Consider the following 25,298-nt stretch of genomic DNA (forward strand, 5'->3'; position numbering starts at 1 on the left):
TGCGATAGGCTTGGAACGGATTAGATACCTATGACCTGCATATCCGATGAAACTCTTGTGGATCGCCTGCTAACGTTTTTGTGCGAACAAAGCGAGCCGCTTAGTATTCCTGGTATTGGACTGGCTATCGTCCGCCAGGGAAAGGTTCTCTATACAGGCGGCATCGGCGTTCTGGAGGCCGGCACTGACCGCAGGGTCACAGCGGATAGTCTGTTTGCTGTCGCATCCTGTTCAAAGGCTTTTACGACCACTTTATGCGCGATTCTGGCGGAGCAAGGAAAGTTGGACTGGGACCGGTCAATCCAGGAGATATGGCCGAAATTTGCATTTGGTCCTCGGGCTATTTCCGAACAGGTAACGCTACGGGACCTGTGTTCCAATCGTACCGGCATTGGCCAGGCAACCGCCGTAGAATACGGCTCTGTCCTGTCGTTTGACGAAGTGGTCAACGGTGCTGGGGACGTTCCAACGATTGCACCATTTCGCGATCGATATTCCTATTCAAATCTCCATTTCACCGTCGCCGCTGAAGTATGCAACCGGGTGAATGATAGGACATTTGCCGAAGCGTCAGCGGCATATATTTTCGAGCCGCTCAAGATGACCACGGCGTCTGCTGATCGGCCCGATCTGGAAACCGATCCGCGTTTCGCCCGACCGCATGTGCGCAACGGCGATGCAATGCTACCTGTTGCGTTAGACAAGCTTTCTAACCTCATTGGCGCAGGGTCCGTGTCACAAAGTCCCAATGATGCGGCGCAATGGTTGTTGTTCAATCTGAACGCCCATCCAAATGGTGCCGCGGTCTTACCAGTGGCCAAGCTGGCAGAACTAAAGCGAATTCATTCCCGAACCACACCGGAAAACACCTTCCTTGGCTATGGCCTTGGTTGGCGCATAGGCAACGGTAACGATTTGACGATTGTGGATCACACGGGCGCTATCGGAGGTGTACTTTCCCTCACTCGCCTGGTGCCCGATACAGGGTTCGGAATTTTTATTTCTATCAATGCGAGTGGCACAGAGATTGAGGATTTCCGCAATGTAGTTGCCAATCTTGCCGTGGCGCTCGATCGCGGCGAGGCAGATGCTGTCACGGCTCTTTATGAACAAGCAGTTTGTTCATTAACCGAGAAGCAATCACAATATCGCAAGTCCATTTGGCGAAATAAGAAGCAGGCTCCTATTGATGCTCCCATTGCCGGTGTTTTCGACGGTGGAGCGATGGGTACTTTGCGGATCGAAGCCCGCGACGGTTGCCTGACGACTTCGCTCGAGCTTTTGCCGGACTATCAATATTGCCTCATGGAAGCCGATAATGATGGTACATACCCTTTGCGTTCGCTGGAAGCACCTGAACGCTGGTGGGGTAAAGATGATAAGGTTGCTTTACTTGTGCTGTCTGAAGACGGCGATACGATAACTTGGCAAAATATGTGGTTTGGTGAGTGTAGGTTTCACCGCAAGGGCATTTCCGCGGATCCGGTTTAATCGGAACTACTCCAGCCGATTTCCATAACACTCGATAATGTTTGCGGCCGGAGAACTGGTTCATTTCAGGCTGATTGACTGAACAATTCATCTGGCATTGAACTGCAGATCACAGTTCGGGATGAAGGCGTATGCCCGGCCGTATTTTTTGATACGGTAGTTCAGATGGATCGGCCGTGTTAAATCCTGCGCTCTTTATCACAATAATTCGTTCGGCGATCGACTGGAAATCTGCCCTGAAGTGTACCGAGCTTTTAAGGCCTATGATTGCAACTCTTTTCGGATCAATGCCGAGATGAAAGAAAATGGCCTGTGTGCCTGCTTGTGACCGCCTGCTGGCCACGATTACGGAAACGCTGGTACCCGATATTCGGAGCAGTGCCGTCAGACCAATGTCAATTGCACTGCCGGCATAGAATTCGCCGGTCCCATTGAATTTGCCGTCTCCGAGAGCAAGGACTTCGAATTCTGCTTTGAGTGGTGTAACGCCATCCGGCCCTGAACGACCGCCAATTTCCATCTCGAACCGGGCACCGGCCCCTTCTCGGTGTGCGACCTCTGCCGCTTGAGGATCAAAAACAAAAGCGACGATTGCATCTTTCGCCTCTTGCTCCAAGAGCTGGCGGATTAAACCTGTACTGTCCCCTGTACCACCGGCGCCAGGATTGTCTTGTGTATCGACGAGAATTATCGGCTTTGTTGTCGAACGCGCTAGTTCCAGCGCCAAACTGACACCCTCATTCTCGTTGAATACGCGGTCTCTGGCATAGTCTATTTCGGCCTTCAGGATGCTATCCGCAAGCGATTGCATATGCCGGTCAAGATTGGGATGTGCTTCCATGCTGTATCCAATGATGGCAGGACCGCAATCGAAGGTATCGGAGGGAGGAAACCCAGGTGCAAAACTGAGATGCAAATCATGCTCGCGCTCGATTTGCTCCAATCGGCTATAGATCGAAGATGTCGGCTCAGCCAATGTACATTGAGATGGAATGGGAATGAGGTATGGCGTTTGAACCAGCGCTTTGGAAAAACGCGTACCGCTCCTGCACATGTTGAACAAAATCTGCGCTGTTCGCCGTCCTGTCTCCGTCATGTCAACGTGAGGATATGTTCGGTAGGCGGACATAAAATCACTATGGGCTACCATTCCCGGACTGATATTGGCATGAAGGTCGAGGCTGCAGGCGACAAGGACCTCAGGCCCTACGGCCTCGCGGATACGGCGCAAGAAATCACCTTCTCCATCTCCTATGCCTTCGACGACCATTGCTCCATGAAGATCCAATAATATCCCGTCGAACGGCCCTTTCGATGAAATCGCATCGAGAAAGAGGGTCACCACCCGTTCATATGCCAGCCGCTCAACAGTTCCACCCGGCTCGGCCTGACACCAGATGAGTGGTTGGAATTCAACGTTCTGTGAAATTGCCTCGTCTATCATGCCTGCAATAGGCAGATTACGTCCCCTCATGACTTCGAGGATAGCGTCTCCCAATGTCAGAGGTGGCCACCCCCCGGGCGTGTTGAACTCGGCCCAACCTGTTGTATCAGGCGCGAAAGTATTGGTCTCGTGCTGAAAGCCACCTATTCCAATTTTCATATCAGATACAGGTTCCTATGAAATGCAGGTCATGAGACGTCTGGGTGCCCATCACGCTGGATTGGTCGCATTATGGCCCGGTAACATGTGAGAGCGGTTTCCAGTTCATCGATTACGCTGATGGAAAGGCCTCGTTTGGCTTCAAAACCAAACCCACGCACAGGAAAACGGATTGGATGACTTACTCGCGGAGACTATATCTTCAAGAACAAAACTTGAAAAATATCATTTGATGATAGTTTCATTCAAACGGGATATGTTTTCCTGTGACTTGTTCAATCGATCCGTGGGGCACACAGATTTCGCGCGGTAAGTGTATCAACGATGGAATTCGTCGTGTTGACGATGGTCTCGATGAAACGCTCTCCAAGTTGGCTTCTACGTAGAGGGTCTGGCTGCCATATATTCAGGTAGTAAGGGATTGGCTGGGCGAGCGGCCGGAGAACGACTCCTGCGCTTTCGAAGGCCAGCGCACTTAATGGATTAATGATAGAGACCCCAATTCCGGCGGCAACCATTGTGCCGATCGAAGTTGCCGTCGTTGTCTCGACAACCAGATTACGCGCAATCCCTGCTGTGTCGAATTGTGCGTCGATTTGGCGGCGATAGGAATCTTCTTCGGAATAATAGATGAGTTCGTGACGATCGAAGTGAGCCATCTCAAGTACATCGTGCTGCGCCAGAATATGATTGCACGGCATAATGCACAGCAAATCCCCTGCGTAGAGATTGATGATCGAATTCGTATTGCCTGCAACGTTACCTTCAACGACTCCCAGATCAAAAAACTTGCTGAGCAGATCACGCGTTAATGCGGTTTCTTCCAGCGAGTGGATCTTGAGAGAAGCATCGGGATAGATGCTGCGAAAGTTGCGAACGACCTGCGGCATCAGCGCGTGGGCGAATGCCGGCAGGCACGCCACTGTCACGCGTTGGAGCCGTTCGCCACGAATGGCGCGTGCTGTCCTGGCAATCTCTGCGAGGCTGACAAATGAGCGTTGCACAATGACATTGAGCGCTACCGCCTGCGGCGTCATCTCCAGACGGCGTTTTTCGCGTTGGAAAAGCGTAAAGCCAAGATCAGCTTCGAGCGACTTGAGCTCACGGCTGATAGTGGGTTGAGACGAATTCAATTGTTTTGCTGTCTCAGTAACATTGAGGGTTTGCATCAACGACTGAAATATTTCCAACTGCCGGTGCGTCAGTTGCACGATACCCTCCACCACGATTCTAAGAACATATCATAAATGACTATTCTTATGATTAATAGGAATTTGACGACATGTTATGCTCTGCTAGCCTTACTAAAAATTGGGGGAGACTTAGCGACCGCGAAACAGCCCCACGGTGGTCGAGAAGACGACAGTTCGTTCTTCCCATGCATAGAAAGAGTGAAGCAAATACAATGACGTCGTTCCGGCTCGCCAATCCACGGTCAGACGAAGGGAAGCAATACTTCATCAAATGTAACGGGCTCGGCAATGACTTCGTCGTCATTGATGGTCGCAGCACCCCCTTTCGGAAATCCGCGGATTATATCAAGTGGGTCTGCAACCGCCACGTCGGTATCGGCGGCGATCAGTTACTGGTTTTCGAAGCACCTGCTTCGCCTGAAGCCTCCATTCGTCTTCGCATCTACAATATCGATGGACAAGAAGCGGAAACCTGCCTGAACGCTACCCGTTGCGCAGCCTGGTTGATCATGGAAGAGACAGGGCGAGACGAAGCCGTCATCGAGACACTCGGTGGGTCGATCCGGGCAAACCGGGCCGGCGATCACAAGGTTAGCCTGAATATTGGTAACGCCAAATGGGATTGGGCCGAAATTCCTCTGGCCGGCTCGATCGAATCTGCAGGCGATCAATTGGATAGTGGACCGCTGAATAGTCCAATCGCTGTCAATATAGGGAATCCTCACCTCGTTTATTTTGTTCAAGACTTGGATGGGCTCGATATCGTCGCACTCGCTGATCCTGTGCAGAAAAGTGGCTATCTCCCCGAACAGGCAAATATCGGCGTGGCTGAAGTTACCGGCCCGGATTCGATCAGACTCGTTGTCTATGAACGTCCAGGCATTCTCACCCAGGCCTGTGGCAGCGGCGCTTGTGCCGCCGTGCTGGCCGCAAGACGGGCCGGTCTCATGTCCAGCGACAGGGTTACAGTCGGGACGCCCGGTGGTCAGCTTGAGGTCGAAATTTTTGACGGCGAGACTTTCAAGCTGACAGGCCCGGTCGACATAACCTTCGACGGATACATCGCATCCAACGTCCACCGGTGAAGGCGAACGATAAGTGCCGTCGAACTCGGTCACTCTCTCTGACCGTATCTGATATTCCATCTGAAAGTGATAAAATGAAGAGCGAATTCTCCCCAGACACGTTGTGCGAGCTGGCTGACAAATATGCGACACCGTTATGGGTCTATAATGCCGATGTAATTCGACGGCAGATCGAACGTCTCGCTCCTTTCGATATTATCCGGTTTGCGCAGAAGGCATGTTGCAACGTCAATATTCTGTCGCTCATGCGGGAGGCCGGCGTGCATGTCGATGCCGTGTCTCACGGGGAAATCAGACGAGCGCAACAGGCAGGGTTTTCAGCAGCGGCTACGGGCGCCGGCGCGGCGGGAATTGTTTTTACCGCCGATCTTTTTGACCGTGATACCCTCGATTATGTTGTGCAGGAGAAGATTGAGGTTAACGCAGGTTCTTTGGACATGCTCCGACAATTGGGCGAAAGATCGTCTGGTCATCGCGTGTGGCTTCGTATCAATCCCGGCTTCGGGCATGGTCACAGCAAGAAGACCAATACCGGTGGAGAAAACAGCAAACACGGCATCTGGCATGAACAACTGACCCAGGCGATTGCCCTGATAAAGCAATATCGTCTCCATCTGGTCGGATTCCATCTGCATATCGGTTCGGGCGTCGACTATCGTCACCTTGAGCGCGTCTGCCAGGCCATGACTGATATCATTTCATCGGTGGACCACGATTTTGAGGCCATATCCGCCGGTGGTGGTCTTTCGGTGCCCTACAAGGAAGGGGACCAGAACATCGACGTGGCTCACTATTTCAGTCTCTGGGATCAGACCCGCCAGCATGCGGAGAAAAAGCTCGGCCATCCGGTGCGTCTTGAGATTGAGCCCGGTCGCTTTCTGGTCGCACAGTCGGCAGTTCTGGTGGCGGAAGTGCGCGCAACCAAACAGATGGGCGGCAATCATTTCACACTGGTCGACGCGGGATTCAATGATCTGATGCGTCCGGCTCTCTATGGCAGTTATCACCATATTTCCGTTTTGACGGCGGATGGTAAGCCCCAGGAGACTGAAACATCGCGCCCGACTGTTATTGCAGGCCCCCTGTGTGAATCAGGCGACGTTTTTACACAACAACAAGACGGCACCGTGGAAATGAGAAAATTGCCGCCAGCTTTAGTCGGTGACTATCTGGTGTTTCACGACGCAGGTGCTTATGGAGCCTCCATGTCCTCCAATTATAACAGCCGAACACATGCTGCCGAGTATCTATTGGATGGCCCTGCGTCCCGCTTGATCCGGACACGCCAGAAAATAACTGAGCTTTACCAGGGAGAATGCCTGAATTCGCCATCTTGACCGCCGGGTTGACGTCATTCAACTTCAGATACAGCGAAGATTCATCGGCGGCCTGCTGGTACCAAGATGCTCTCTTCTCATCGACGCCTCAGTAGCGGAAAGCCTCGTCCAATGTCCGACCGACTATTCAGCCAGAAATACCACCTCGGTCATTTTCCGACGCCCTTGGAGCCAATGAGAAGATTTTCTCATCACCTTGGCGGCCCCGAAATATGGATCAAACGCGATGATTGTACGGGGCTTGCAGGTGGCGGAAATAAAACCAGAAAGCTGGAGTATCTGATTTCCGATGCCCTCCGCACAGGTGCGGATACATTGATTACAACAGGTGCTTTGCAATCCAATCATGCCAGACAAACGGCAGCGGCGGCGGCAAAAGTTGGCCTGAACTGTCTTTTGTTGCTGGAGGATGCGGTTCCTTTTCGAGCGCCATACTATCACGATATGGGCAATCTCCTGTTGGATGACCTGTTGAGCGCACAAGTTCAACGCCTTCCACGCGGCAGCGATTTGACGAAGGCAGCTCTTGAGGCTGCCGCCATCTTAAGAAAGGCCGGTAAACGCCCTTACACTATTCCGCTGGGTGGGTCTAACGGGTTGGGTGCCCTGGCATATGTCGATGGTGTCGGAGAGCTTGCTGAGCAGGCAAAGGCTCTGGCTATAGAGTTTGATTATGTTGTCGTTGCAAGTGGAAGTGGGGGAACCCATGCTGGAATTCTGGCTGGTGCAGCGTATTTCAAACAACCATGGCGAACTTTGGGAGTAAGTGTCTCCAGTCAACCACCGGAACAAAGGCATAAAATTGAAGCAGTTTTATCTGATCTGGAGAATTATTTGCCCGATCGGTGCACGGATCTAAGCGTCGATGTTGATGCTGGCCAGATCGGGTCCGGGTACGGCCAGCCTACACGACAAGCTGTTGCAGCCATACGTTTGGTCGCTGAAACTGAAGCAATCCTGCTTGATCCTGTATATACCGGCAAGGCGATGGCCGGGTTGATGGATTTCGTGCAAACACAAAAGTTAAACATGGGAAAACGCATACTGTTCTGGCACACGGGGGGGGCAGACGTTCTGTCGGCCTATACGTCCGACCTCGTTCGATCATAACCATGGTAGATGGTTCTGGTATTAACGATTGCCGGTTCTTTCATGCGATAAAAAATTTGCGCGACTTCATTCTCGATAACAAGATAACATGGTGCTGAAATTGAATAATCAAGCTAAAAGCAGAAACACCAAACCCGTTATCGCAGTAATAATGGGGGAAAACACCAGCGCTGGTGGTGATCGATACGATATCTCGAAACACTATTTTGCAGCCATACACCGGGCTGGCGGCGTTCCATACGGGATACCCTATCTGACAGATATAGTGGATCGGGTCATTGAGGAGTTCGATGGCTTTTTGAGCATCGGAGCACGAATAAAGTTTCCAGATGACTGGTATGTTGAAGGGGATAGGTCTGTCTTTCCGCTCTCCGATCGTCTCGATGTGGAAGTAGCCCTGATGAAGGGATTTCTTGCTCGCGACAAGCCTGTACTGGGTATCTGTAATGGGATGCAGATGCTGGGTTGTCTAAACGGTTGTCGCATGGTTTCGGATGTGCATGCCGCCCTGCCCAATGCAATCAATCACGACCAAGTCGATCTTCTGCATGAAGTTACTGTTTCGGCTGGAACGAGAATGGCTGGAATATTGCAGCTAGACAAATTCAATGTGAATACGTTTCATCGCGAAGCACTTGTCGATATTTCCGAGAAGGTGATTGTCTCCGCTTGCGGATCGGATGGTGTAGTAGAAGCAATAGAAATTCCATCCCAATCATTTGCGATGGGCGTACAATGGCATCCTGAATTATTCGGCACTGCAGAGCACCCCGGCACCCTATTATTTGACGCATTTATAAGCGCTGCTGCCCGGCATGCTTGAGACAAGGCAGGCCATGGAGATGATCTACGAACCAGCTAGAGTTTTTCTCTTTCATATTGGATCGTATCCACAAGAGATGTAGAAATTTTGAGCTTCTTGAATCTCGACCATTTCGATGAGCTGTCCGATCCTGTCCCACGAGCCAAACACTGAAGGCTCAGCTGCTTTGCGCAAGAGCGCTTTCAATTTCGAGAAGCCATTTCGATGGCGTTGAAGTCCTGACGATATGACCACAGGAACATCACTCGCGCGCCAGCCACCTTCGATCATCTCGCGGGCTACTGATCGTGATCACTTGAACGGAAAGCGCATCGCGTAATTCGGACAAGGGGTCGTGGCGGTGTTTGCCAAGCTAGAGCATGTCTCCTGAAAGTGGGAACCGGTTTCGGGATAAAGACATGCGTAAAAACAAACTGTCAGAGCATTTCTAATGATTCAATCAAAACAGGAAATGCTCTAAGTCATAATCAGATCAGCGTGGGCTTCCGTCTTTTGGGAGTTGCGGTTACCACCAAGCGGACCGGGCCGCGCGTCACCACGTGCAATTGCAGATTTCCCCAACAGATGATGGTTTGAATCTGACTGCGGCTGATCTGCAAAGCCTCAAAGATTCATACAGGTAGGCTATCTGGCTCATACCTCCCGTTCGCTTAGACAGGGAAAGCCATAAACCTACGCCTTGGCGAGGACATGCATCCAAATTGATCTTGATGTGACATCGCATCAGTTCTCTCAAGTGAGAACTGAGTCAGCATCGTTCAGAGAAATCAACGGATCCTGAGTCTAGTATGAATTTTGGGCTCCAATACTGTTTGGGGGGATGTGGACTAAAACTTGGCCCCCCAGGAGGTAGTTCATGTATTCCCATGCAGATAGAATTCGCGCCGTCGAGTTGTATATCCTGCTCGGCAAGCGGGTTAAGGCGACGATCCGCCAATTGGGTTACCCCACAAAGAATGCGCTGAGAAACTGGTATCGCGAATACCAGCAGCATCAAGACCTGCGTGTTGGTTGTGTGGCTCGCGCACCGGAGTTTTCTGAAGCCCAGAAGCAGGCGGCGCTTGAACACTACCGCACTCACGATCGCTGTATCTCTGCGACGATGAGGGCGTTGGGCTATCCGCCCAAAAGCTTTGATAGCCATGGCACTGACAGGGCCAATGTCTGGAGCGGTTTGTAGGCGTAGCGCCTCCGGATCACGTTTCGCTTCTTCCTTCATCTGTCGCTCGACAACAGCAATCTTCGTATTACAGCTTTGGAGCTGATCGATAAGTAGACGTTCGAGTTCCACGACCAGCAAAGGCAATTGCGTATCGTGATCTTCGATCTCGCGTTAAAGTCTGCGCACAAAGGTGAGACCGGCCGGAACGACAATGCCATATTCCATCAATTGGCCACGCAAAACATTGATGATCTGGTTCCTTTGACGAACCAGAATATCTCGTGTCTTAAAGACCATTGCCCTTGACCGCTGTTCCGCAGACTTAACCGGAACGTAACGCATCGTTGGCCGGGTGGCCGTTTCAATAATGGCTTCTGCGTCAGCAGCATCATTCTTGTGTCTTTTGACGAAGGGCTTCCAGCGTCTACCGCTTCAATAACCTCGACTGCGGTCAATCTCACCCATAAGAGTTTCGCCCTTCTGCAGCCTTTGCAGGTTTTCAACAAGTATGTCAGCCGCCCCATGGCTGTCAGTTACACATGCGATGTGTGGGGTAACGATCACCTTTGGATGCGACCAGAGGGGATGTCCTGACGGGAGCGGTTCAGGTGCGGTTACGTCGATGAAGGCCGACGAGAGCTGGCCATTATCGAGAGCTGCAAGAAGCGCGTTGTAATCCGTATGCGGTCCGCGACCAACCAGAACCACGCTTGCACCCGTCGGCAGACGCGCAATAAACTCAGCATTGATCAAGCCTTCCGTTTCCGCCGTGAGCGGCAGAAGGCAGACGAGTATATCTGTTTGCGCAGCAAATGCCTGAAGCCCATCCGCGCCGGAGAAACACCGTACGTTCTCAATATTCTTCTCGCTTCGGCTCCAGCCGGACAATGGGAAACCGAAAGGCCTGAGCGCTGTCAACGCAGCTTGTCCCAGATATCCAAGCCCCATTACACCCACCCGGCGACGGCGTGCGCTTGGCTGAGGTAAGGTTTGCCAGATCTCGTTACGGCTTTGTTCCAGATAGACGGGCAATTGGCGGAATAGGGACAGCACGGCGAGTGTAACATATTCTTGCATCATCCGTGCAAGACCTGGCTCGGTCATACGGACGATGCGAACTTGAGAGGGAATATCTGTCTCTAGAAACTGTTCTACTCCTGCCCCGCTTGAGAAGATGATCTCAAGTGCAGGGAAGCGATCCTTCAATCCCTCCGGTGCCTGCCAGCACAGCAAATGACGCACCCTTGCCGCAGCTTCGGCATCCAAATCGCCGGATAGAAACTCCACTTCCGGCAGTTCGCGCGCAAATACGTCGCGGATCGCCCCGGTGCGTGCCGCATCCAGGTAACAATAGAAAGTCATAGCGCCTCCCCCTGCGTGACACGCAGCGCATGTCACGCATCAATATAAGTCAATGATTGAGAACTCGGCGCAGGAAGTCCTGCGTGCGCGGATGCTGGGGCGCGCCGAGCACTTCCTTTGCCTTACCCTGTTCAACGATGACGCCGCCATCAAGAAAAAGCACCCGATCAGCCACATCGCGGGCAAAACCCATTTCATGTGTCACGACCAGCATTGTGAGTCCTTCGTCAGCAAGACTGCGCATGACATCAAGCACGTCGCCAACCAGTTCGGGATCAAGCGCAGACGTCGGCTCATCGAACAGGATCGCCTGCGGTCTCATGGCCAAGGCACGGGCAATCGCAACACGCTGCATCTGGCCACCGGAAAGCTGGCCGGGATAATGGTTGGCGCGGTCTCCCAGACCGACGCGCTGAAGCAGGTGCTCGCCATATTTTCGAGCCTCGGCAGGTTTTTCGCCTTTGACGTAAACAGGCCCCTCAATGACATTCTCAAGCGCGGTTCGATGGGGAAACAGGTTAAACCGCTGGAACACCATCGCCATCCGTGTGCGAAGATCGCGGATCGAGCGATCCTTCGCGTCAACCCGCTGACCTTCGATCAGAATGTCGCCGCCCTGATAGGTCTCGAGCCCATTCAAGCAGCGCAGCATTGTCGACTTTCCTGATCCCGAGGGGCCAATCAGACAGACGACTTCCCCCTTCTGTACCTCAGCGCTGATGCCCTTGAGAACCTGAAGCGGACCATAGGATTTGGTGACGTTCTTTATTTCAATCATCGCCATGGTCAGTGTCCGTTTCTTTTACCAAAAAGCTTTTCAAGACGCCCGACAGCCATCATCAGCGGCAAGCTCAGGCAGAGATAGAACATGGCAACCAGCGTATAGACGCTCATGTTTTTGAAGGTCGAAGCAGCGAGCAACTGACCTTGCAAGGTCAGTTCGGCGACCGTGATGGCCGATGCCTGCGAACTGTCCTTCAAAAGCATAACCATGATGTTGCCGTAAGGTGGCAGGATCACACGAACTGCTTGCGGCAGGATCACGCGGCGCATCATCATGAACCAGCCCATACCGATGGATTGTGCGGCTTCCGTCTGCCCATGATCGATAGCTTCGATGCCAGCGCGAAAATTCTCTGCCTGATAGGCCGAATAGGCAATGCCGAGGCCGATGATGCCAGCCTGAAGAGCGGAAAGCGCAATGCCGAATTCCGGTAGAACGAAGTAGATATAGAACAGCTGCACCAGGATAGGAATGCCGCGAATGACGTTGACGATAGCTCCGGCAATAGCCGACAGCCAGCGGATTCCCGACACCCGCATCAGCGCCCAGACAAGCCCTAGAAGGGTCGAAAGGACAAGGGAGCCCAAGGTCACGAGAAGCGTGTATTTCACGCCTTCCAGCAAGATCGGGAAGAACTCGCGGATGTCCATGAGAAAGTTTTGCATTGGCTTTGACTCTATTTATTTGGCGCGATCAAACGGGGATGAGGCCCTGTGGCCGGTAGGCCCCGTTTCGCGCGCTGAGCGGAAAGCATGAAGAGCTTCTCCCTGGACGCACGCGTGGAGCACACCTGAAATTTCGAGCATGGGGGTCGATCCCCATGCTCGCACTGGAATTATTTCAGTCCGTATTTTGCAAGAATTTTCTGAAGCGTGCCGTCCGATTTGATGCGGGCGATGGCTGCATTGATCTTGGGCATGCGTTCGTCACCCTTGCGCAGGGCCAGACCAAACTCTCCGCCAGCCGAAGCCTCATAGCTCTCGACCATCTTCACCTTGGGGAACCGGCCCTGAGAGAGGTAATAGGCAGCCATTGGCCCATCCCCAAAACCGGCGTCGATACGCCCGGCATTCACGTCGGCAATGATATCGGGAATGCCCTTGTAGACCTTGACCTCACTGAACAGACCGCTCTTCTTGAACAAATCAACGAAGGTGGTCCCCACCTGTACGCCGACGGTCTTACCCTTGAGATCCGCATAGGTCTTGTATGCAGTATCATCCGAAACCGGTACGAAGACGCCTTCGCCGTAGCCATAAACCGGATCGGAAAAGTCCACGACTTTTGCACGTTCTTCGGTGATGAACATTGCCGAAGCGATCATATCGATCTTGTTCGCGGTGAGCGACGGCACGAGCGCCGAAAACTGCACGGCCTCGAATTCCGCCTTGATACCGATATCAGGTTCAATCGCCTTGACCACATCGATCAATACGCCGTCCATAGCCTTGGTTTGCGTGTTCACAAAAGTAAACGGCAAACCGGTGGGTGAAGAGCCAACTTTGACAATTTCCTGGGCCAAGGCGGGCATCGCGCTCCCCAAGACGACCGCCATAGCTGCCAAACCGAAAATTTTCTTGAGACGCATGGCATTCTCCTTCCTAAATGCAGCGATAAGCCTGTTATTCATAACGCCGGTTGTGAAACTGCGTTTGATAAAGTGAAATTCGTTGTGACCAGCGTTTGCGTTGCGGCTTCTCATTTGTGGCCACCCAGGGAACCCGAATTGTTTCTCGATGCCCGTTCAGCGGATGCTGTCGCTTCCAACTTGCGATCCTTTCGTTCAAGGTCGGCAAAAACCAGCGGCATGAACCAGGCATTTCCGCGCCATGTCGGCACAAACTGCGGCGGACGGAAATCGAAACTACTCTCGCTGTTCAGCACACCCAGTATTTTCTGCGCGACCTTGAAGCCGAGCCATGGTGCCCAGACGACACCTGAGCCACAGAAGCCGGTTGCATAGTGCACCGCCCCATGCTGAAAAATTCGCGGCACCATATCCCGGTTCATGGCCACATAGCCGAACCAGCTATGCGAGATACTGACACCTTCCAGCTGCGGGAAAACCTTGCACATTTCTGTATAGTTACGCTGCGTAGCGCTTTCCGGATTACCCCGGCTCGTTACATCGCGACCACCAAACAAAATGCGCCGTCCATCCGGTGACGGACGGAAATAGTAAGTCATCGCGCGCGTGTCGGTGAGCATTTTCAAACCCGGCACCAAGTCGCGTACTCGTTCCTCGCCCAGATCTTCTGTTGCGATGATTCGCGAACGCAACGGCACCAATCGCTGACGCAACCAGCGGTCCGAATGATCAGTATAACCGTTTGTGCAAACAAGAACGTCACGCGCTTGAACGCGACCACGCGCCGTAATTACCGTTTTCGTATCAGTGGTTTGGTCGATACCTTCTACGCGACATTCGGCGTGGATCAACACGCCTTCAGCCAGCGCCAGCCGCACCAGTTCCGCATGGAACTTCGCTGGATGAAGGCCACCAATATCCATACGCACGCTGCCGCCCGCATAGAGGTCCGTCGCAATATGTTGGTGAACCTCGTTAAGGGGAACCGCATAGGATTCGACACCCGTTGCACGCTGGATAGCTTCTGCGGTTCGAGCCATGGCGTCATATTCTGCGCGCGTCATCGCGCCGCTAAATCGGCCCACGAGCTTGAAATCCGCGTCTATATCTTCATTAGCCAGAAAATCGATCATGAAGCGGCGCGCTTCATGACCTTCGGCGGCAATCTTTACTGCCCGTTCCATACCAAATTTGCGGATCAGGGTCTTGTCATCGGGACGAATATTGCCACTGGTAAAGCCACCATTGCGACTGGAAGCACCAAAGCCCAGTTGTTCCCGCTCAAAAACCTGAACCTTTCGTCCTGCTCGCGCAAGATGAAGGGCAGCGCAAAGTCCCGCATAGCCCGCACCAACGATGACTACATCGCAATTCGGCTCAATTGCACGCTGCCCAGCGCTGTGCGGCGGGGCTGCTTCCCACCAGTAGGGCGTATCCTTGTGAGCCATTTCTGATATGTCCCCTCCATGTTTTGGATGGATTTTGTTTTTAGTTTATTGAATGTCTGGCAAATATGAAGCAGAATAATGAAAACTAATCAACCCCGATTCATTCCAGTTCGTAGCGAGAGCCATTAAAGGATGCCAAAAGTGAACAAGGCAGAGATATCCCGGACCGCCCCTGTCAGCGAACCCACACCGAACGATGCGGGGGATATCGGAGCGCGTATCCGTACGCGCAGGCAGACGCTGGGCCTCACCCTCGGCTATCTCTCGGAAGTGTCGGGCCTGTCGACCGGGGCGCTGTCCCAGATCGAACGCGGCCTCGTCTCGCCAACGGTGCGCACCCTCTATACGATTGCCGATGTGCTCTCCATGAGCCCAGCTCAGCTCATTGACCCACAAGGGTTCGCAGCAGCAGCTCGCGCCAATCCCTATGTATTGCGTGCAGGCGAACAGCCTGAAGTGCTGAACGCTGGCGGCGTCATCAAACACCGCGCTTCACCTGAACTCATCGAAACCATGAAATCTTTCGCAGTGCGGATCATTCCGGGCGGGAGTTCCGGTGAGGAGTGCTACACGCATTCCGGCGAGGAACTGGGTTATATCATTTCGGGCAGTTTCACGTTGCAGATTGAAGATGCTCAGTATCTGCTTTCGGCAGGGGACGGATTTGCCCTGCCTTCAACGACTCGCCACAGATTCTTCAATAACGGTGAAGCGGAAGCTTTCGTTCTCTGGGTGAACAAGCCCGAGTAAAATCACCTGTGGCAGGCCGAAAAACACGCTGGAGAAAGATGAAAATGGCAAGCAGTCCGGAGAGCTTCTCGCGCTCGCTATGGTGGAACGCAGCTGGGGAAGCAAAGCCGAGCCATCCCAAACTGAATGGCGTGCACGAAGCGGACGTGGTTATTGTCGGCGGCGGCTTTACAGGCCTTTCAAGCGCATTGTTTCTTGCCGAGCGCGGCAAGACGGTGGCGGTCCTTGAGGCGCGTCATATCGGTTTCGGTGCATCTGGACGCAATGGCGGACAGGTGATCCCCGGCTTGAAGCATGACCCCGAAGATCTTCTTGCAACCTATGGGCCTGAGCACGGCAAGCGCATGATCGATCTCGTCGGCGGCGTAGGTGATCTTGTCTTCGACCTTGTACGTAAACATGATATCCAATGCTCACCCGTTCGTGCCGGTTGGATTCAAGCCGCGCATTCCCAGTTCGCAACCGCCGCCGTTCACAAACGCGCCCGACAATGGCAGGCACAGGGTGTCGAAGTCGAGATCTTGGACCGCTCGCAGATTGCCAGGCTTTCCGGCACGGAACGCTATTTCGGTGGATGGCGCGATCCGCGCGCCGGTTCCTTGCAACCGCTGGATTATGCCCGCGGGCTCGCCCGCGCCGGCTCGACGCGTGGCGTTCAGATTTTTGAAGATTCGTCCGTTACTTCTCTCACGCACGAAAACGGCAACTGGATTGCGAATACCTCGAATGGGGCGGTTCGCGCACGCGAAGCCCTCATCGCCACAAACGCCTACACGGACAATCTTTTACCGGGTCTCGCCCAAAGCATTCTTCCCGTGCAAAGCATGCTGATAGCGACAGAACCACTTTCAGAAGAGCAGCGGCGAGAAATCATGCCGGGAGGTGTGGTTCTGTCTGAAACGCGCAAGATCGCTTTTTATATGCGCCAATCAGAAGACGGGCGTTTTCTCATTGGCGGACGCGGTGCCGTCGCGATGAACGAAAAGAAAGCACTGATGGAAGCGCTAAAAGCTGGAATGGTGAGGCTGTTTCCGCAACTGGATGGTGTTGGCATAGACTACCACTGGTCCGGGCACGTGGCACTGACCATGGATGGCCTGCCCCATCTTCATAATCCCGCCCCAGGTTTGCATGCCATGCTTGGCTATAATGGCCGTGGCGTAGCCATGGCGACCGCTTTTGGCAAAATGTATGCCGAATACATCGCCGAAGGTCGCCCCATGGTTTATCCGACCACTCAGATTCCGCGCCTTGCCTGGCATGCGATCCGTAAGCCTGTCATGGACCTTGGCATCCGCTGGTACTGGATCAAGGACAGCCTTGGCTTCGCATCGAAATAAATCCTATGCAGAAAGATTTTAACTTGCTGAGAAACGTAATCAATCTGGGCGTTGCGCCTTCATGCGCCTCCGATCTGGAAGCAGCTTTCCAAGCTATCACTCTGGATGGACAGTCTACTGAACCTTTCGGCGTCGGACGCGCAGTTCTTTCGGGAGAGGGACAAGACGTAAAGAGCCTATTCCCGTCTATCGTGATGCTTCGTGACGGCGCTTTGACACTTATAGACCGCGACGGTTGCGAAATCGTGTTGGCCAAGGGTGAGGCCGCTAGCCTACCTGGCTGCACATTCTCATGGAAGGCACGGGCAGCGGATTGCGTAATCCTCACGATTCATGAGGAGAACGCACCAGCATCATTCACTAAACTTGACCTTGACCATCCTATGGCGACCGGTGGCGCACCCAATGCAGCACTGCTCACCACGCCCGCTCCGACGACCTACCGTCATGAATTCCAGAGTGATGATCCGCTTGCCTGGGGCATATGGGCTACTACGCCTTATGCCCGCCACCCTATCACCTATTCCTTCTCCGAACTGATGATGCTGCGCAAGGGTGAGGTTACCTTATCCAACCCTGACGAAGGAAGCGTGACGTTTGTGGCAGGCGACATTTTCATTATTCGCCCTGGCGCTGTAGCGGCATGGGACAATCCGAGCGACTTACATAAATTCTGGATTGTTCACAGCGAGAAGTAATCGTGCATCGTTAGGCTTCTGGCTTTCACGGATTAGGCGCATGCATCGGCAAAAGGGGCAAATGAGCAATTAACGCCTATGGTGTGGTGGTGCTCTCATCAAGACTAAAAGGAATTCCTTTGATTAGGGATCAGAACAAGATCTGCCCCACACACAGGTTGCGGAGACTGAACCGGCATCTTAGGCCGTGGTCTCATAAATAGGCTAGCTATTTGAATGGATTAGTTATTGAAAGGCCTCGGATTTGGAGGTCTTTGATGTCACGTCGCCACTATGAACTCACAGAACGAGAATGGTCGATTATTGCACCGCTGTTGCCGAGCAAACCTCGTGGCGTTCCACGGATTGATGATCGCATGGTTCTCAACGGAATCCTGTGGCGCTTCCGCACCGGGTCATCATGGTCAGAAATCCCCGAACGCTATGGTATTGCCACGACCTGCTACAACCGTTTCGTTCGCTGGCGTCGTGCCGGTGTCTGGGATCGGCTGCTTGAGGCTGTCTCTGAGGCCTATGATGGCGACATCGTGATGATCGACAGCACCTGTGTTCGTGTTCACCAGCACGGAGCCACAGGAAAAAAGGGGATGCCGACGATGGTGGCATGGGACGTTCCCGTGGCGGCCTCACAAGCAAAATCCACGCGATTGTTGATGCAGAAGGCCGTCCGATCAATCTTTGCCTGACGGGTGGTCAGACTGCTGACTGCTCTCAGGCCGAGGGCCTCATTGAACGCATCAAAGCAGGCGGCACCCTGCTTGCGGACAAGGCCTATGATACCGATGCGATCCGGAAGACAACAGCAGAACGAAAAATCTGGGCCAATATTCCTCCCAAATCCAACCGTAAGGACGTCTTCGCGTTCTCGCCATGGGTATATCGCCAGAGAAACCTGGTGGAGCGCTTCTTTAATCGCATCAAACACTATCGTGGCATCGCCGCGCGTTACGACAAGAACCCGGACAATTTCCTCGCTGCTGTCAAACTGATCGCTGTCCGCATCTGGTGCATCAGTTTATGAGCCTACGCTCTAGGCATCTGAATGGGCTTCGCGTGAATAGGGCTGCTCATCGTCTGTTAGTGGGCCAAGTCTCGACCTTCAAAATCGGCTTAATGTCGATAGAAGGTTCCGCTCTGGGAAAAGTGAAGTGTTCCGCGTAAGAGAAACTGGACCCGACCCGCTAAGAAACTTCAACGCGTTAGCTGCTTGAATAACTGGGTCGTGGGTTCTGCTCCTTTCAAGGCGTAGCGGTCCACGCTCCGTCGACCGGAGCGTTTCCTGGCTTGGGATGATAGCTGCCGGTCTCAGCTTTCCAGGAAGCTACCGACGCTGGAGTAAACGCGGCACAATGCCAGGGGCTCGTCGGGATGCGAACCCGGTTGGGGTTACAGATAAGTGAGCGGACGGCGACGTCGTGTTAGCTTTGGCTACCGTCGGCACAGATGCTCAGAACGCGTTCAAGTAAGCAGTTGAATTCGGCCGGGCTCAGGCTGGACTGAAGATGGGGGCGCTTCCGCTATCATCGTACTCGTCCTGGATTTGTTGCCGACTGTGCCGTTTTTGCTGGGCGATGATTGATCAAAGTAAAGCGTTAGCGAAGACCAAATCGGCGCAAACTATCCCTTATGATGAGCTGTTCGATAGGCCTTTGCTCAAAGACGACCTTGTATCGTCAGGCAAGAAGCCAACTGAAAGCCAGCATTGAACTCGCCAATGAGCCAGGTTGGGGCGGCGTCAGTGCTTGTGGATCATATTGTCCCGTCGTTCCAAAGGGGTGTAGGCTTTTAATAGAGGATCGATCCGAGTGTGAGCAGGAATGTGACGTGCGCTCTGCCTGCCCGCTCCGTAACTAAGTCGTCGCTTTAATTTACTGCTTCCGCATCGCTGATTGATTGCGAAAGGGCATGCAAATTTGAACGAGGTGGTATCGCATTAGCTTTCATTATCAGACTTTGCTGTCTATAAGTATGCGTTACGTGGTCTTATCTGCTGCAGGTTTTTAGTCCGTGAATGACGTAAGAATGACAAAGATCGAAAATATCGCTCCTGCTCCATCGCGTAGGCCCGTGTCTATGCAGCGGCAATCGTCTGTGCGTCGGACCATGGAAATCGTTCTGGACACTTGGAACTTTTTGATCCTCCGGGAAGCCTATTTTGGCGTACGCAGGTTCGATAAGTTTCAGCAGCGATTGGGAATTCCGCGGCAGACCCTTTCCTCCAGACTATCTGCGCTCGTCGCGAACGATATCCTCAGCACTGGGAAACGGCCGAACGAACCGGGGCAGCAGTATTTCTTGACGGTGCGTGGCAAAGATCTTTTCCCAACAATGCTTTCTCTAATGGAGTTTGGTGACAAGTGGCTGGCCGGCTCGAGCGAGCCTCCCCTCCAACTCATCCACAAGAGCTGCGGATGCAATTGCCATCCTGTAACCGTCTGCAGTGAATGTCTCGAGCCGTTCACAGCCAAGGAGGTGGCGCCGAGGGACGGACCCGGCGCGGGCTATGCTCCGGTAGAAAATCGCCCTACATCGCGTAGGAGCTCCGATGCAAGCCTGTTGGAGAGGGTTCGACCATGCTCGGTGGCACGCACACTGGGCATCATTGGGGACCGCTGGAGTTTTCTGATCCTCCGCGAAGGATGGAACGGCGTGCGGCGTTACGAAGAAATGCGGGAAAATCTCGGGATTGCGACGAATATTCTGTCCGACCGCCTGGCACGGCTCGTGCAGGCTGGCGTGTTTCGAAAGGTCCCTTACAATTCTGGCGAGCGGTTCGAATATAGGTTCACCGAAATGGGGCTCGATCTCTACAAGCCGATGCTGGTTATGATGGCCTGGGGGGATCGTTGGCTGGCTGATGGCAAGCCCCCCATGAGGCTACGCCACAAGACCTGCGGTCATGACTTCTCGGCGATCGTCGTGTGCTCGGAATGCCGCAAGCCGATCGCGGCCAAGGATACCGACTATCTGCTCAGATATCAGTTCGACCTATAGCCGTTTGAATCCGACTACGGCAAATCTGTCGCTTCTGGGGAAGTCTGGCGTCTCTCGCGGAGCATCTGGAAGATGCGTTCGGGCGTGACTGGGAGCGTCTCCACGGACACCCCCAGATGAGCCAGTGCATCCGACACGGCGTTCGCTATTGCCGCCGGGGCGCCGATCGTACCGCCTTCGCCCATTCCGCGGAAGCCACCGATGTTGTTGGGTAGATCGGCCTCGATATGGACTATGCCGATTTCGGGCACGCTGCTCGCCACCGGCACAAGATAATCCGCTAGGCTGGCTGCCACTGCCTGTCCCTGATCGTCATGTATTATTTCTTCGAGCAAGGCTGCTCCGATCCCCTGCGCCACCGCGCCATGTACTTGTCCGTCCACGATCATCGGGTTGATGATCTTGCCGCAATCCTCCGCCACCACATAGCGGTGGATCTTTACCCCGAAGGTCTCAGTATCGACCTCGACCATGGCCAGATGCGTCGATGAGCAGGCTGTTCCGAGATAGGGGTCATAGGTCTCCGAGGCCGTCAGGTCCTCCCGCTGGTCACGCGGAATGCGGCCCATCTGGGTATAAACGGCGGAGGCGACCTCCTTCAACGTCATCGACAAGTTGGAATTCCGGCTGCTGATAATGCCGTCGTGGATATCCAAGTCCTCAACTTTTTGCTCCATCAGATAGGCTGCTGCGCGCAGCACCTTTCCTTTGACAACGCGAGCGGCAAGCGTTGCGGCGCCACCGCCGAGCACGGCCGAGCGGCTGGCATAGGTGCCGCTGGCCATTGGAACAAGAGCGCTGTCGCCGTGTTTGACTTCAATGTCCTCCAGTTTGCAGCCGAGTTCGTCCACGATGACCTGCGCCAGCGTCGTTTCCAGCCCTTGACCGTGAGAAGCAATGCCGAAGGCGGCGGTGATGGCGCCGGTCGCGTCGATCTCGATTTTCGATGTTTCGGTACCGGTATTGATCGGCATGCCAGGGGCAACAGAAATACGTGATCCGATGCCGGTGAGTTCCGCATAGCTCGCGAGCCCGATGCCGACCCAGCGGCCGGCTTTTCTTGCCTCGTCACGCTCGCGAACCAGCACCGGATAATCGACATGCTTGCAGGCGCCTTCGAGACACTCCTGAAAGGCCGACTTGTCCCAGATGATGCCGGAGGCCGTGCGGTAGGGAAATTCATCATCCCTCACAAGATTCTTTCGGCGAAACTCGACCGGATCCATGTCAAGCTTACGCGCCGCCATCTCGATCAGGCGCTCCATTGCGAAGGTGGATGAGGGCCGCCCGACACCGCGATAGGGGCCGGTGGGCGGTTTCGGGGTTAGCACGCCGCGAATGCGGCCGCGGTAATGTTCCATCCGGTACGGGCCGGGCATGAAACTGACGACCTGCACCGTTTCGAGCGCTGCCGTCCATGGATAGATCGAATACGCGCCCACATCGCCGATCACATCGGCACGGAGACCGATCAGCGTACCGTCCTTCGTAACCGCCAGTTCCGCCTCGATCAGTTCATCGAAGGCCTGACTGGTGGCGGAAAGATCCTCAAGACGGTCGCTGATGTACTTGACGGGTCGCTTCAGCTTCCGCGCGAGTGCGCAGACGAGAATTTCCTCACCATAGAGCGATCCTTTGCCACCAAAGCTACCGCCCACATCCGGCGCGACGACGCGCATCCGGGTTCCAGGAAGGTCCAGGCAGCCAGAGAGCACGTCCCGGATGACGCCCGGTATGTTGGAGGAGGTGTAGAGCGTCAGAGATTGCTTACGGTTTTCCCATTCGGCAAGATACGATCGGTTCTCCATGGCGACAGCGGTCTTGCGGGTCATCCTGAACCGGCCCCTGACGGTCACTGCCGCCTCCTTGAAAGCCTCATCGACATCGCCGCGCTTGAATTCGCGGCGGATAATCGTATTCGTTCCCGCCTCATCATGCAGGAGTGGCGCGTCGTCTTTGACAGCATCGACCTGACGGATGGCGAAAGGCAGGGGCTCATAGTCAATGGTGATGTGTTCCAGCGCGTCCTCAGCGGCATAGCGGCTTTCGGCCACAACGGCGACGACCGGCTCGCCGACATAGCGGACCTTGTCCCGTGCCAGCGGCCAGATTGGCGTGGCATAATAGCCCGGCATCCGCGAAGTCGGGATGGCAGGCTTTATTTCTCCCTCGAGATCGCTGGCATCATAGATCGCGACAACGCCAGGCACCGAGAATGCGTCGCCGATATCAATGTTGAGGATTTTCGCATGAGGCTGGTCGGAGCGGCGCAACGCGACATGAACCATGCCGTCAAGCGCCATGTCGTCGACATATTTACCAACGCCGGTCAGAAGACGAGGATCCTCCGTGCGCTTGACGCGCTTGCCAACCAGCTTGGGACGAAGCTCGACGGAATGGTCAGAGTGTTTCATTCATAGAACTCCCGGCCTTTTCTCATGCCCTGCCACTGGACGTCGTCATGGCCTGAGATGATCGTGTCGCCGCTGTCGCGCAAGGCCTTGAGCCGCGCGAGCGAGGCAGCCGCCAGATCCATGTTCCAAGTGTTCTTCGGTGCGATGCCGGTGTCGATATTGGCCTGGAGGGGGGCAGCATCCGACGCGAGGACGAAAGCGCCGTCCTTTTCCAGTTCGACGCGCGCCACGCTCATGCCCGGAGTATGGCCGGGCATTGGCATGATGACGATACGGCCATCGCCGAACACGTCATGATCCCCAACGAAAGTCTGGAATCCCTGGGGCTGTTCCCATTCCGTTCGAAGGTAGCCAAGATTTTCTGCACCTTCCGCCCTGGCCGTCGCGGCCTCAACCTCATGGCAAAGGATGGTTGCTTTGCGAAAGTAGGAATTGCATCCGCAGTGGTCCGGATGGAGGTGCGAACAGATCACGAGGTCGATGTCGTCGGGTTGGAGGCCAATCTTTTGGAGCTGCTGGACGACCGTCTGCTCCGGTTGGAAGATCGGTGTCATGACCTTGCTCAGCCCGCCCCAACGCGCCTGCGGATCGTTCGCAGCTTCCGGATTGCAGCCGCTATCGAAGAGCACATTGCCCCTGATATGGCGCATCAGCGCGGCATGAACGGGCAGTTCGATGGTTTCTTCTTTCGCGGCGCCGGAAACATAGATCGAGCGGCGCATCCGCAGCCGGCCGCCTTCGAGAAAATGCATCTTCATTTGAGAGGTCCTCTTTCACGTGCGAGTTCGCGGACGGCATTGACGATGTGCTCATAGCCCGTGCAGCGACAGATGTTTCCGGAGAGCGCTTCCCGGATTTCTTCATCGCTTTCCAGCGGGTGGTGGCGCAAAAGATCGGTAATCGCCATGATGAAGCCCGGCGTGCAGAAGCCGCACTGCAGGCCGTGATGCTGACGAAATGCTTCCTGAATGCGCCCGAGCCGGTCAATGCTTCCCTGGCCCTCGATGGTCTCGATTACCATGCCCTCTGCCTGCACGGCGAGCGTGAGGCAAGCGCGCGCGCTACGCCCGTCGAGGAGCACGGTGCATGCGCCGCATACACCGTGCTCGCAGCCGACATGGGTTCCTGTGAGGCCCAACTCATGGCGCAGGAAGTCGCTGAGAAGCATTCGGGGTTCAACTGTGCGCGTGTATGAAAGGCCATTAACGCTAAAGGTGATCTGCTTTTCAGCCATGACGTGGTATCTCCCCATTGGCTCGTGCCCATGCTGCACGCAGCCCACGCTTGGCCAATACGCCAGATAGATGCTTGCGATAATCTGCGGATGCGTGGATATCGGAGTTGGGGGTCAGGATGTTTGCCAATCTCTCTACCACCGTATTGAGAATGGGCTCAGAAAGGTCGGTGCCCTCGACAATCTCTTCTATTTCGGGCAGGCGAAGCGGGGTTTCACCCACCCCCATCATGCCGATACGAACGCCGCGTACGATACCATTTTCGAGGCGAAACGTTGTTGCGAAGCTGGCGAGCGCAAAGTCGCCATGGCGGCGGGCAAACTCTTCAAAGGCCCAGCCGGAATCCTCTGGCATGGCGTCGATCTCCACCGCGGTGATCAGTTCGTCCTCTTCAAGGGCATTCATCAATGAACCCGTAAAGAAGTCCGCGGCGGGGATACGGCGCTCTCCACGCACTGAAAAGGCGATGATCGTGCCGTCGAGGAACCGGGTCATCAGTGGCAATTCGGCTGCGGGGTCCGCGTGCGCGACGCTACCGCAGAATGTGCCACGGTTGCGCACCGTCATGTGTGCGACGTGATGCATAGCGTCGTGAATGATCGGCAAGTGTCGAGCGACAAGCGCATCGGTGGCCGTCATGCGATGACGAACGGTCGCCCCGATCTTCAGCCGGCTGCCGTCGAACTCTATCTTATCCAATCCCGCGATGCGGTTGATATCAATAAGTATGGAAGGCTTCACCAGTCGGAAATTGATCATCGGCATCAGGCTTTGCCCACCGGCGATGATTTTGCCGTCACCAGCCGATGCAGCGAGTGTCGCTGCCGCTTCCTCGACTGTTACCGGTGCGCTGTAATCGAACTGTGCGGGCTTCACGGTTT

The 25,298-nt window shown here is 54.4% G+C and carries 20 protein-coding genes and 4 pseudogenes; 11 read left to right on the plus strand and 13 right to left on the minus strand.

Translation table 11 applies throughout. The features are described from left to right. Positions 1-30 precede the first annotated feature (30 nt). Positions 31-1,491, plus strand: coding sequence for a serine hydrolase domain-containing protein (locus F9K91_RS22080; RefSeq protein WP_151678733.1), 1,461 nt, complete (start codon positions 31-33; stop codon positions 1,489-1,491). A gap of 109 nt (positions 1,492-1,600) precedes the next feature. On the opposite strand, the gene F9K91_RS22085 is transcribed toward F9K91_RS22080, so the two are convergent. Both F9K91_RS22085 and F9K91_RS22090 read right to left on the minus strand, forming a co-directional pair. Beyond that, the gene (locus F9K91_RS22085) at positions 1,601-3,094 is read right to left on the minus strand and encodes a M81 family metallopeptidase (RefSeq protein ID WP_151678734.1); all 1,494 of its coding nucleotides are present in this window, start codon (positions 3,092-3,094) and stop codon (positions 1,601-1,603) included. A gap of 275 nt (positions 3,095-3,369) precedes the next feature. After that, entirely contained in the window at positions 3,370-4,305 is a 936-nt protein-coding gene (locus F9K91_RS22090) for a LysR substrate-binding domain-containing protein (RefSeq protein ID WP_151556787.1), read from the minus strand. A gap of 194 nt (positions 4,306-4,499) precedes the next feature. On the opposite strand from F9K91_RS22090, the gene dapF reads away from it, so the two are divergent. From dapF to F9K91_RS22110, 4 genes are all read left to right on the plus strand, one after another. After that, entirely contained in the window at positions 4,500-5,372 is an 873-nt protein-coding gene (gene dapF, locus F9K91_RS22095) for a diaminopimelate epimerase (RefSeq protein ID WP_151556785.1), read from the plus strand. A 74-nt stretch (positions 5,373-5,446) separates the two neighbouring features. After that, complete coding sequence (lysA, locus tag F9K91_RS22100; protein ID WP_151678735.1) at positions 5,447-6,709, plus strand: diaminopimelate decarboxylase; 1,263 nt, start codon at positions 5,447-5,449, stop codon at positions 6,707-6,709. Between the two features lie 111 nt (positions 6,710-6,820). Continuing rightward, positions 6,821-7,819, plus strand: a complete 999-nt coding sequence (locus tag F9K91_RS22105) for a D-cysteine desulfhydrase family protein (protein ID WP_151678736.1) — start codon at positions 6,821-6,823, stop codon at positions 7,817-7,819. A gap of 88 nt (positions 7,820-7,907) precedes the next feature. Continuing rightward, positions 7,908-8,642 carry a gamma-glutamyl-gamma-aminobutyrate hydrolase family protein gene (locus F9K91_RS22110; protein WP_151556779.1) on the plus strand — a complete coding sequence of 245 codons (735 nt, stop codon included), beginning with the start codon at positions 7,908-7,910 and terminating at the stop codon, positions 8,640-8,642. A 51-nt stretch (positions 8,643-8,693) separates the two neighbouring features. Here the strand turns inward: F9K91_RS22110 and F9K91_RS26430 are convergent. Further along, positions 8,694-8,930, minus strand: a pseudogene (locus F9K91_RS26430) (IS630 family transposase); the annotation flags it as partial. A gap of 568 nt (positions 8,931-9,498) precedes the next feature. On the opposite strand from F9K91_RS26430, the pseudogene F9K91_RS22120 reads away from it, so the two are divergent. Then, a pseudogene (locus F9K91_RS22120) lies at positions 9,499-9,765 on the plus strand (IS3 family transposase); the annotation flags it as partial. Between the two features lie 213 nt (positions 9,766-9,978). Here F9K91_RS22120 and F9K91_RS26655 read toward each other — a convergent pair. The 6 genes and pseudogenes from F9K91_RS26655 to F9K91_RS22150 all read right to left on the minus strand — a co-directional run. After that, a pseudogene (locus F9K91_RS26655) lies at positions 9,979-10,221 on the minus strand (IS110 family transposase); the annotation flags it as partial. 15 nt (positions 10,222-10,236) lie between these two features. After that, entirely contained in the window at positions 10,237-11,166 is a 930-nt protein-coding gene (locus tag F9K91_RS22130; protein ID WP_151678737.1) for a 2-hydroxyacid dehydrogenase, read from the minus strand. Positions 11,167-11,215: 49 nt separating this feature from the next. After that, positions 11,216-11,944 (minus strand): amino acid ABC transporter ATP-binding protein, encoded by a 729-nt coding sequence (locus F9K91_RS22135; protein WP_061347686.1) that lies wholly within the window; start codon positions 11,942-11,944, stop codon positions 11,216-11,218. Between the two features lie 8 nt (positions 11,945-11,952). After that, on the minus strand, positions 11,953-12,615 hold the full coding sequence (locus F9K91_RS22140) for an amino acid ABC transporter permease (RefSeq protein WP_208852721.1): 663 nt from the start codon (positions 12,613-12,615) through the stop codon (positions 11,953-11,955). Positions 12,616-12,785: 170 nt separating this feature from the next. Further along, entirely contained in the window at positions 12,786-13,538 is a 753-nt protein-coding gene (locus F9K91_RS22145; RefSeq protein ID WP_151653157.1) for an ABC transporter substrate-binding protein, read from the minus strand. Between the two features lie 110 nt (positions 13,539-13,648). Beyond that, positions 13,649-14,986 carry an NAD(P)/FAD-dependent oxidoreductase gene (locus F9K91_RS22150; protein WP_151678738.1) on the minus strand — a complete coding sequence of 446 codons (1,338 nt, stop codon included), beginning with the start codon at positions 14,984-14,986 and terminating at the stop codon, positions 13,649-13,651. Between the two features lie 132 nt (positions 14,987-15,118). On the opposite strand from F9K91_RS22150, the gene F9K91_RS22155 reads away from it, so the two are divergent. The 5 genes and pseudogenes from F9K91_RS22155 to F9K91_RS22175 all read left to right on the plus strand — a co-directional run bounded on the left by F9K91_RS22155 (position 15,119) and on the right by F9K91_RS22175 (position 20,768). Beyond that, positions 15,119-15,736 carry a cupin domain-containing protein gene (locus F9K91_RS22155; RefSeq protein ID WP_061347477.1) on the plus strand — a complete coding sequence of 206 codons (618 nt, stop codon included), beginning with the start codon at positions 15,119-15,121 and terminating at the stop codon, positions 15,734-15,736. Between the two features lie 44 nt (positions 15,737-15,780). Further along, the gene (locus tag F9K91_RS22160) at positions 15,781-17,076 is read left to right on the plus strand and encodes an NAD(P)/FAD-dependent oxidoreductase (protein WP_151678739.1); all 1,296 of its coding nucleotides are present in this window, start codon (positions 15,781-15,783) and stop codon (positions 17,074-17,076) included. A 23-nt stretch (positions 17,077-17,099) separates the two neighbouring features. Next, positions 17,100-17,774: a cupin domain-containing protein gene (locus F9K91_RS22165; protein WP_235913367.1), complete on the plus strand. Its 675-nt coding sequence runs from the start codon at positions 17,100-17,102 to the stop codon at positions 17,772-17,774. A gap of 257 nt (positions 17,775-18,031) precedes the next feature. Next, positions 18,032-18,795, plus strand: a pseudogene (locus F9K91_RS22170) (IS5 family transposase). Between the two features lie 1,082 nt (positions 18,796-19,877). Further along, complete coding sequence (locus tag F9K91_RS22175; RefSeq protein ID WP_192799314.1) at positions 19,878-20,768, plus strand: winged helix-turn-helix transcriptional regulator; 891 nt, start codon at positions 19,878-19,880, stop codon at positions 20,766-20,768. A 14-nt stretch (positions 20,769-20,782) separates the two neighbouring features. Here F9K91_RS22175 and F9K91_RS22180 read toward each other — a convergent pair whose 3' ends face one another. Genes F9K91_RS22180 through F9K91_RS22195 form a run of 4 tightly spaced genes read right to left on the minus strand, consistent with a single transcriptional unit; the run spans position 20,783 to position 25,293 of the window. Next, positions 20,783-23,182: a xanthine dehydrogenase family protein molybdopterin-binding subunit gene (locus F9K91_RS22180; RefSeq protein ID WP_151557581.1), complete on the minus strand. Its 2,400-nt coding sequence runs from the start codon at positions 23,180-23,182 to the stop codon at positions 20,783-20,785. After that, positions 23,179-23,940 carry an N-acyl homoserine lactonase family protein gene (locus F9K91_RS22185; protein WP_151678741.1) on the minus strand — a complete coding sequence of 254 codons (762 nt, stop codon included), beginning with the start codon at positions 23,938-23,940 and terminating at the stop codon, positions 23,179-23,181. The genes F9K91_RS22180 and F9K91_RS22185 overlap by 4 nt, the downstream gene beginning before the upstream one ends. Then, on the minus strand, positions 23,937-24,416 hold the full coding sequence (locus F9K91_RS22190; RefSeq protein WP_151557578.1) for a (2Fe-2S)-binding protein: 480 nt from the start codon (positions 24,414-24,416) through the stop codon (positions 23,937-23,939). Before F9K91_RS22190 ends, F9K91_RS22185 begins: the two co-directional genes overlap by 4 nt. Then, positions 24,409-25,293 carry an FAD binding domain-containing protein gene (locus tag F9K91_RS22195; RefSeq protein ID WP_151678742.1) on the minus strand — a complete coding sequence of 295 codons (885 nt, stop codon included), beginning with the start codon at positions 25,291-25,293 and terminating at the stop codon, positions 24,409-24,411. Before F9K91_RS22195 ends, F9K91_RS22190 begins: the two co-directional genes overlap by 8 nt. Between the last annotated feature and the right edge of the window lie 5 nt (positions 25,294-25,298).

Origin of the sequence: Brucella tritici, assembly GCF_008932295.1 — a bacterium.
GTDB classification, from domain to species: Bacteria; Pseudomonadota; Alphaproteobacteria; order Rhizobiales; family Rhizobiaceae; genus Brucella; species Brucella tritici.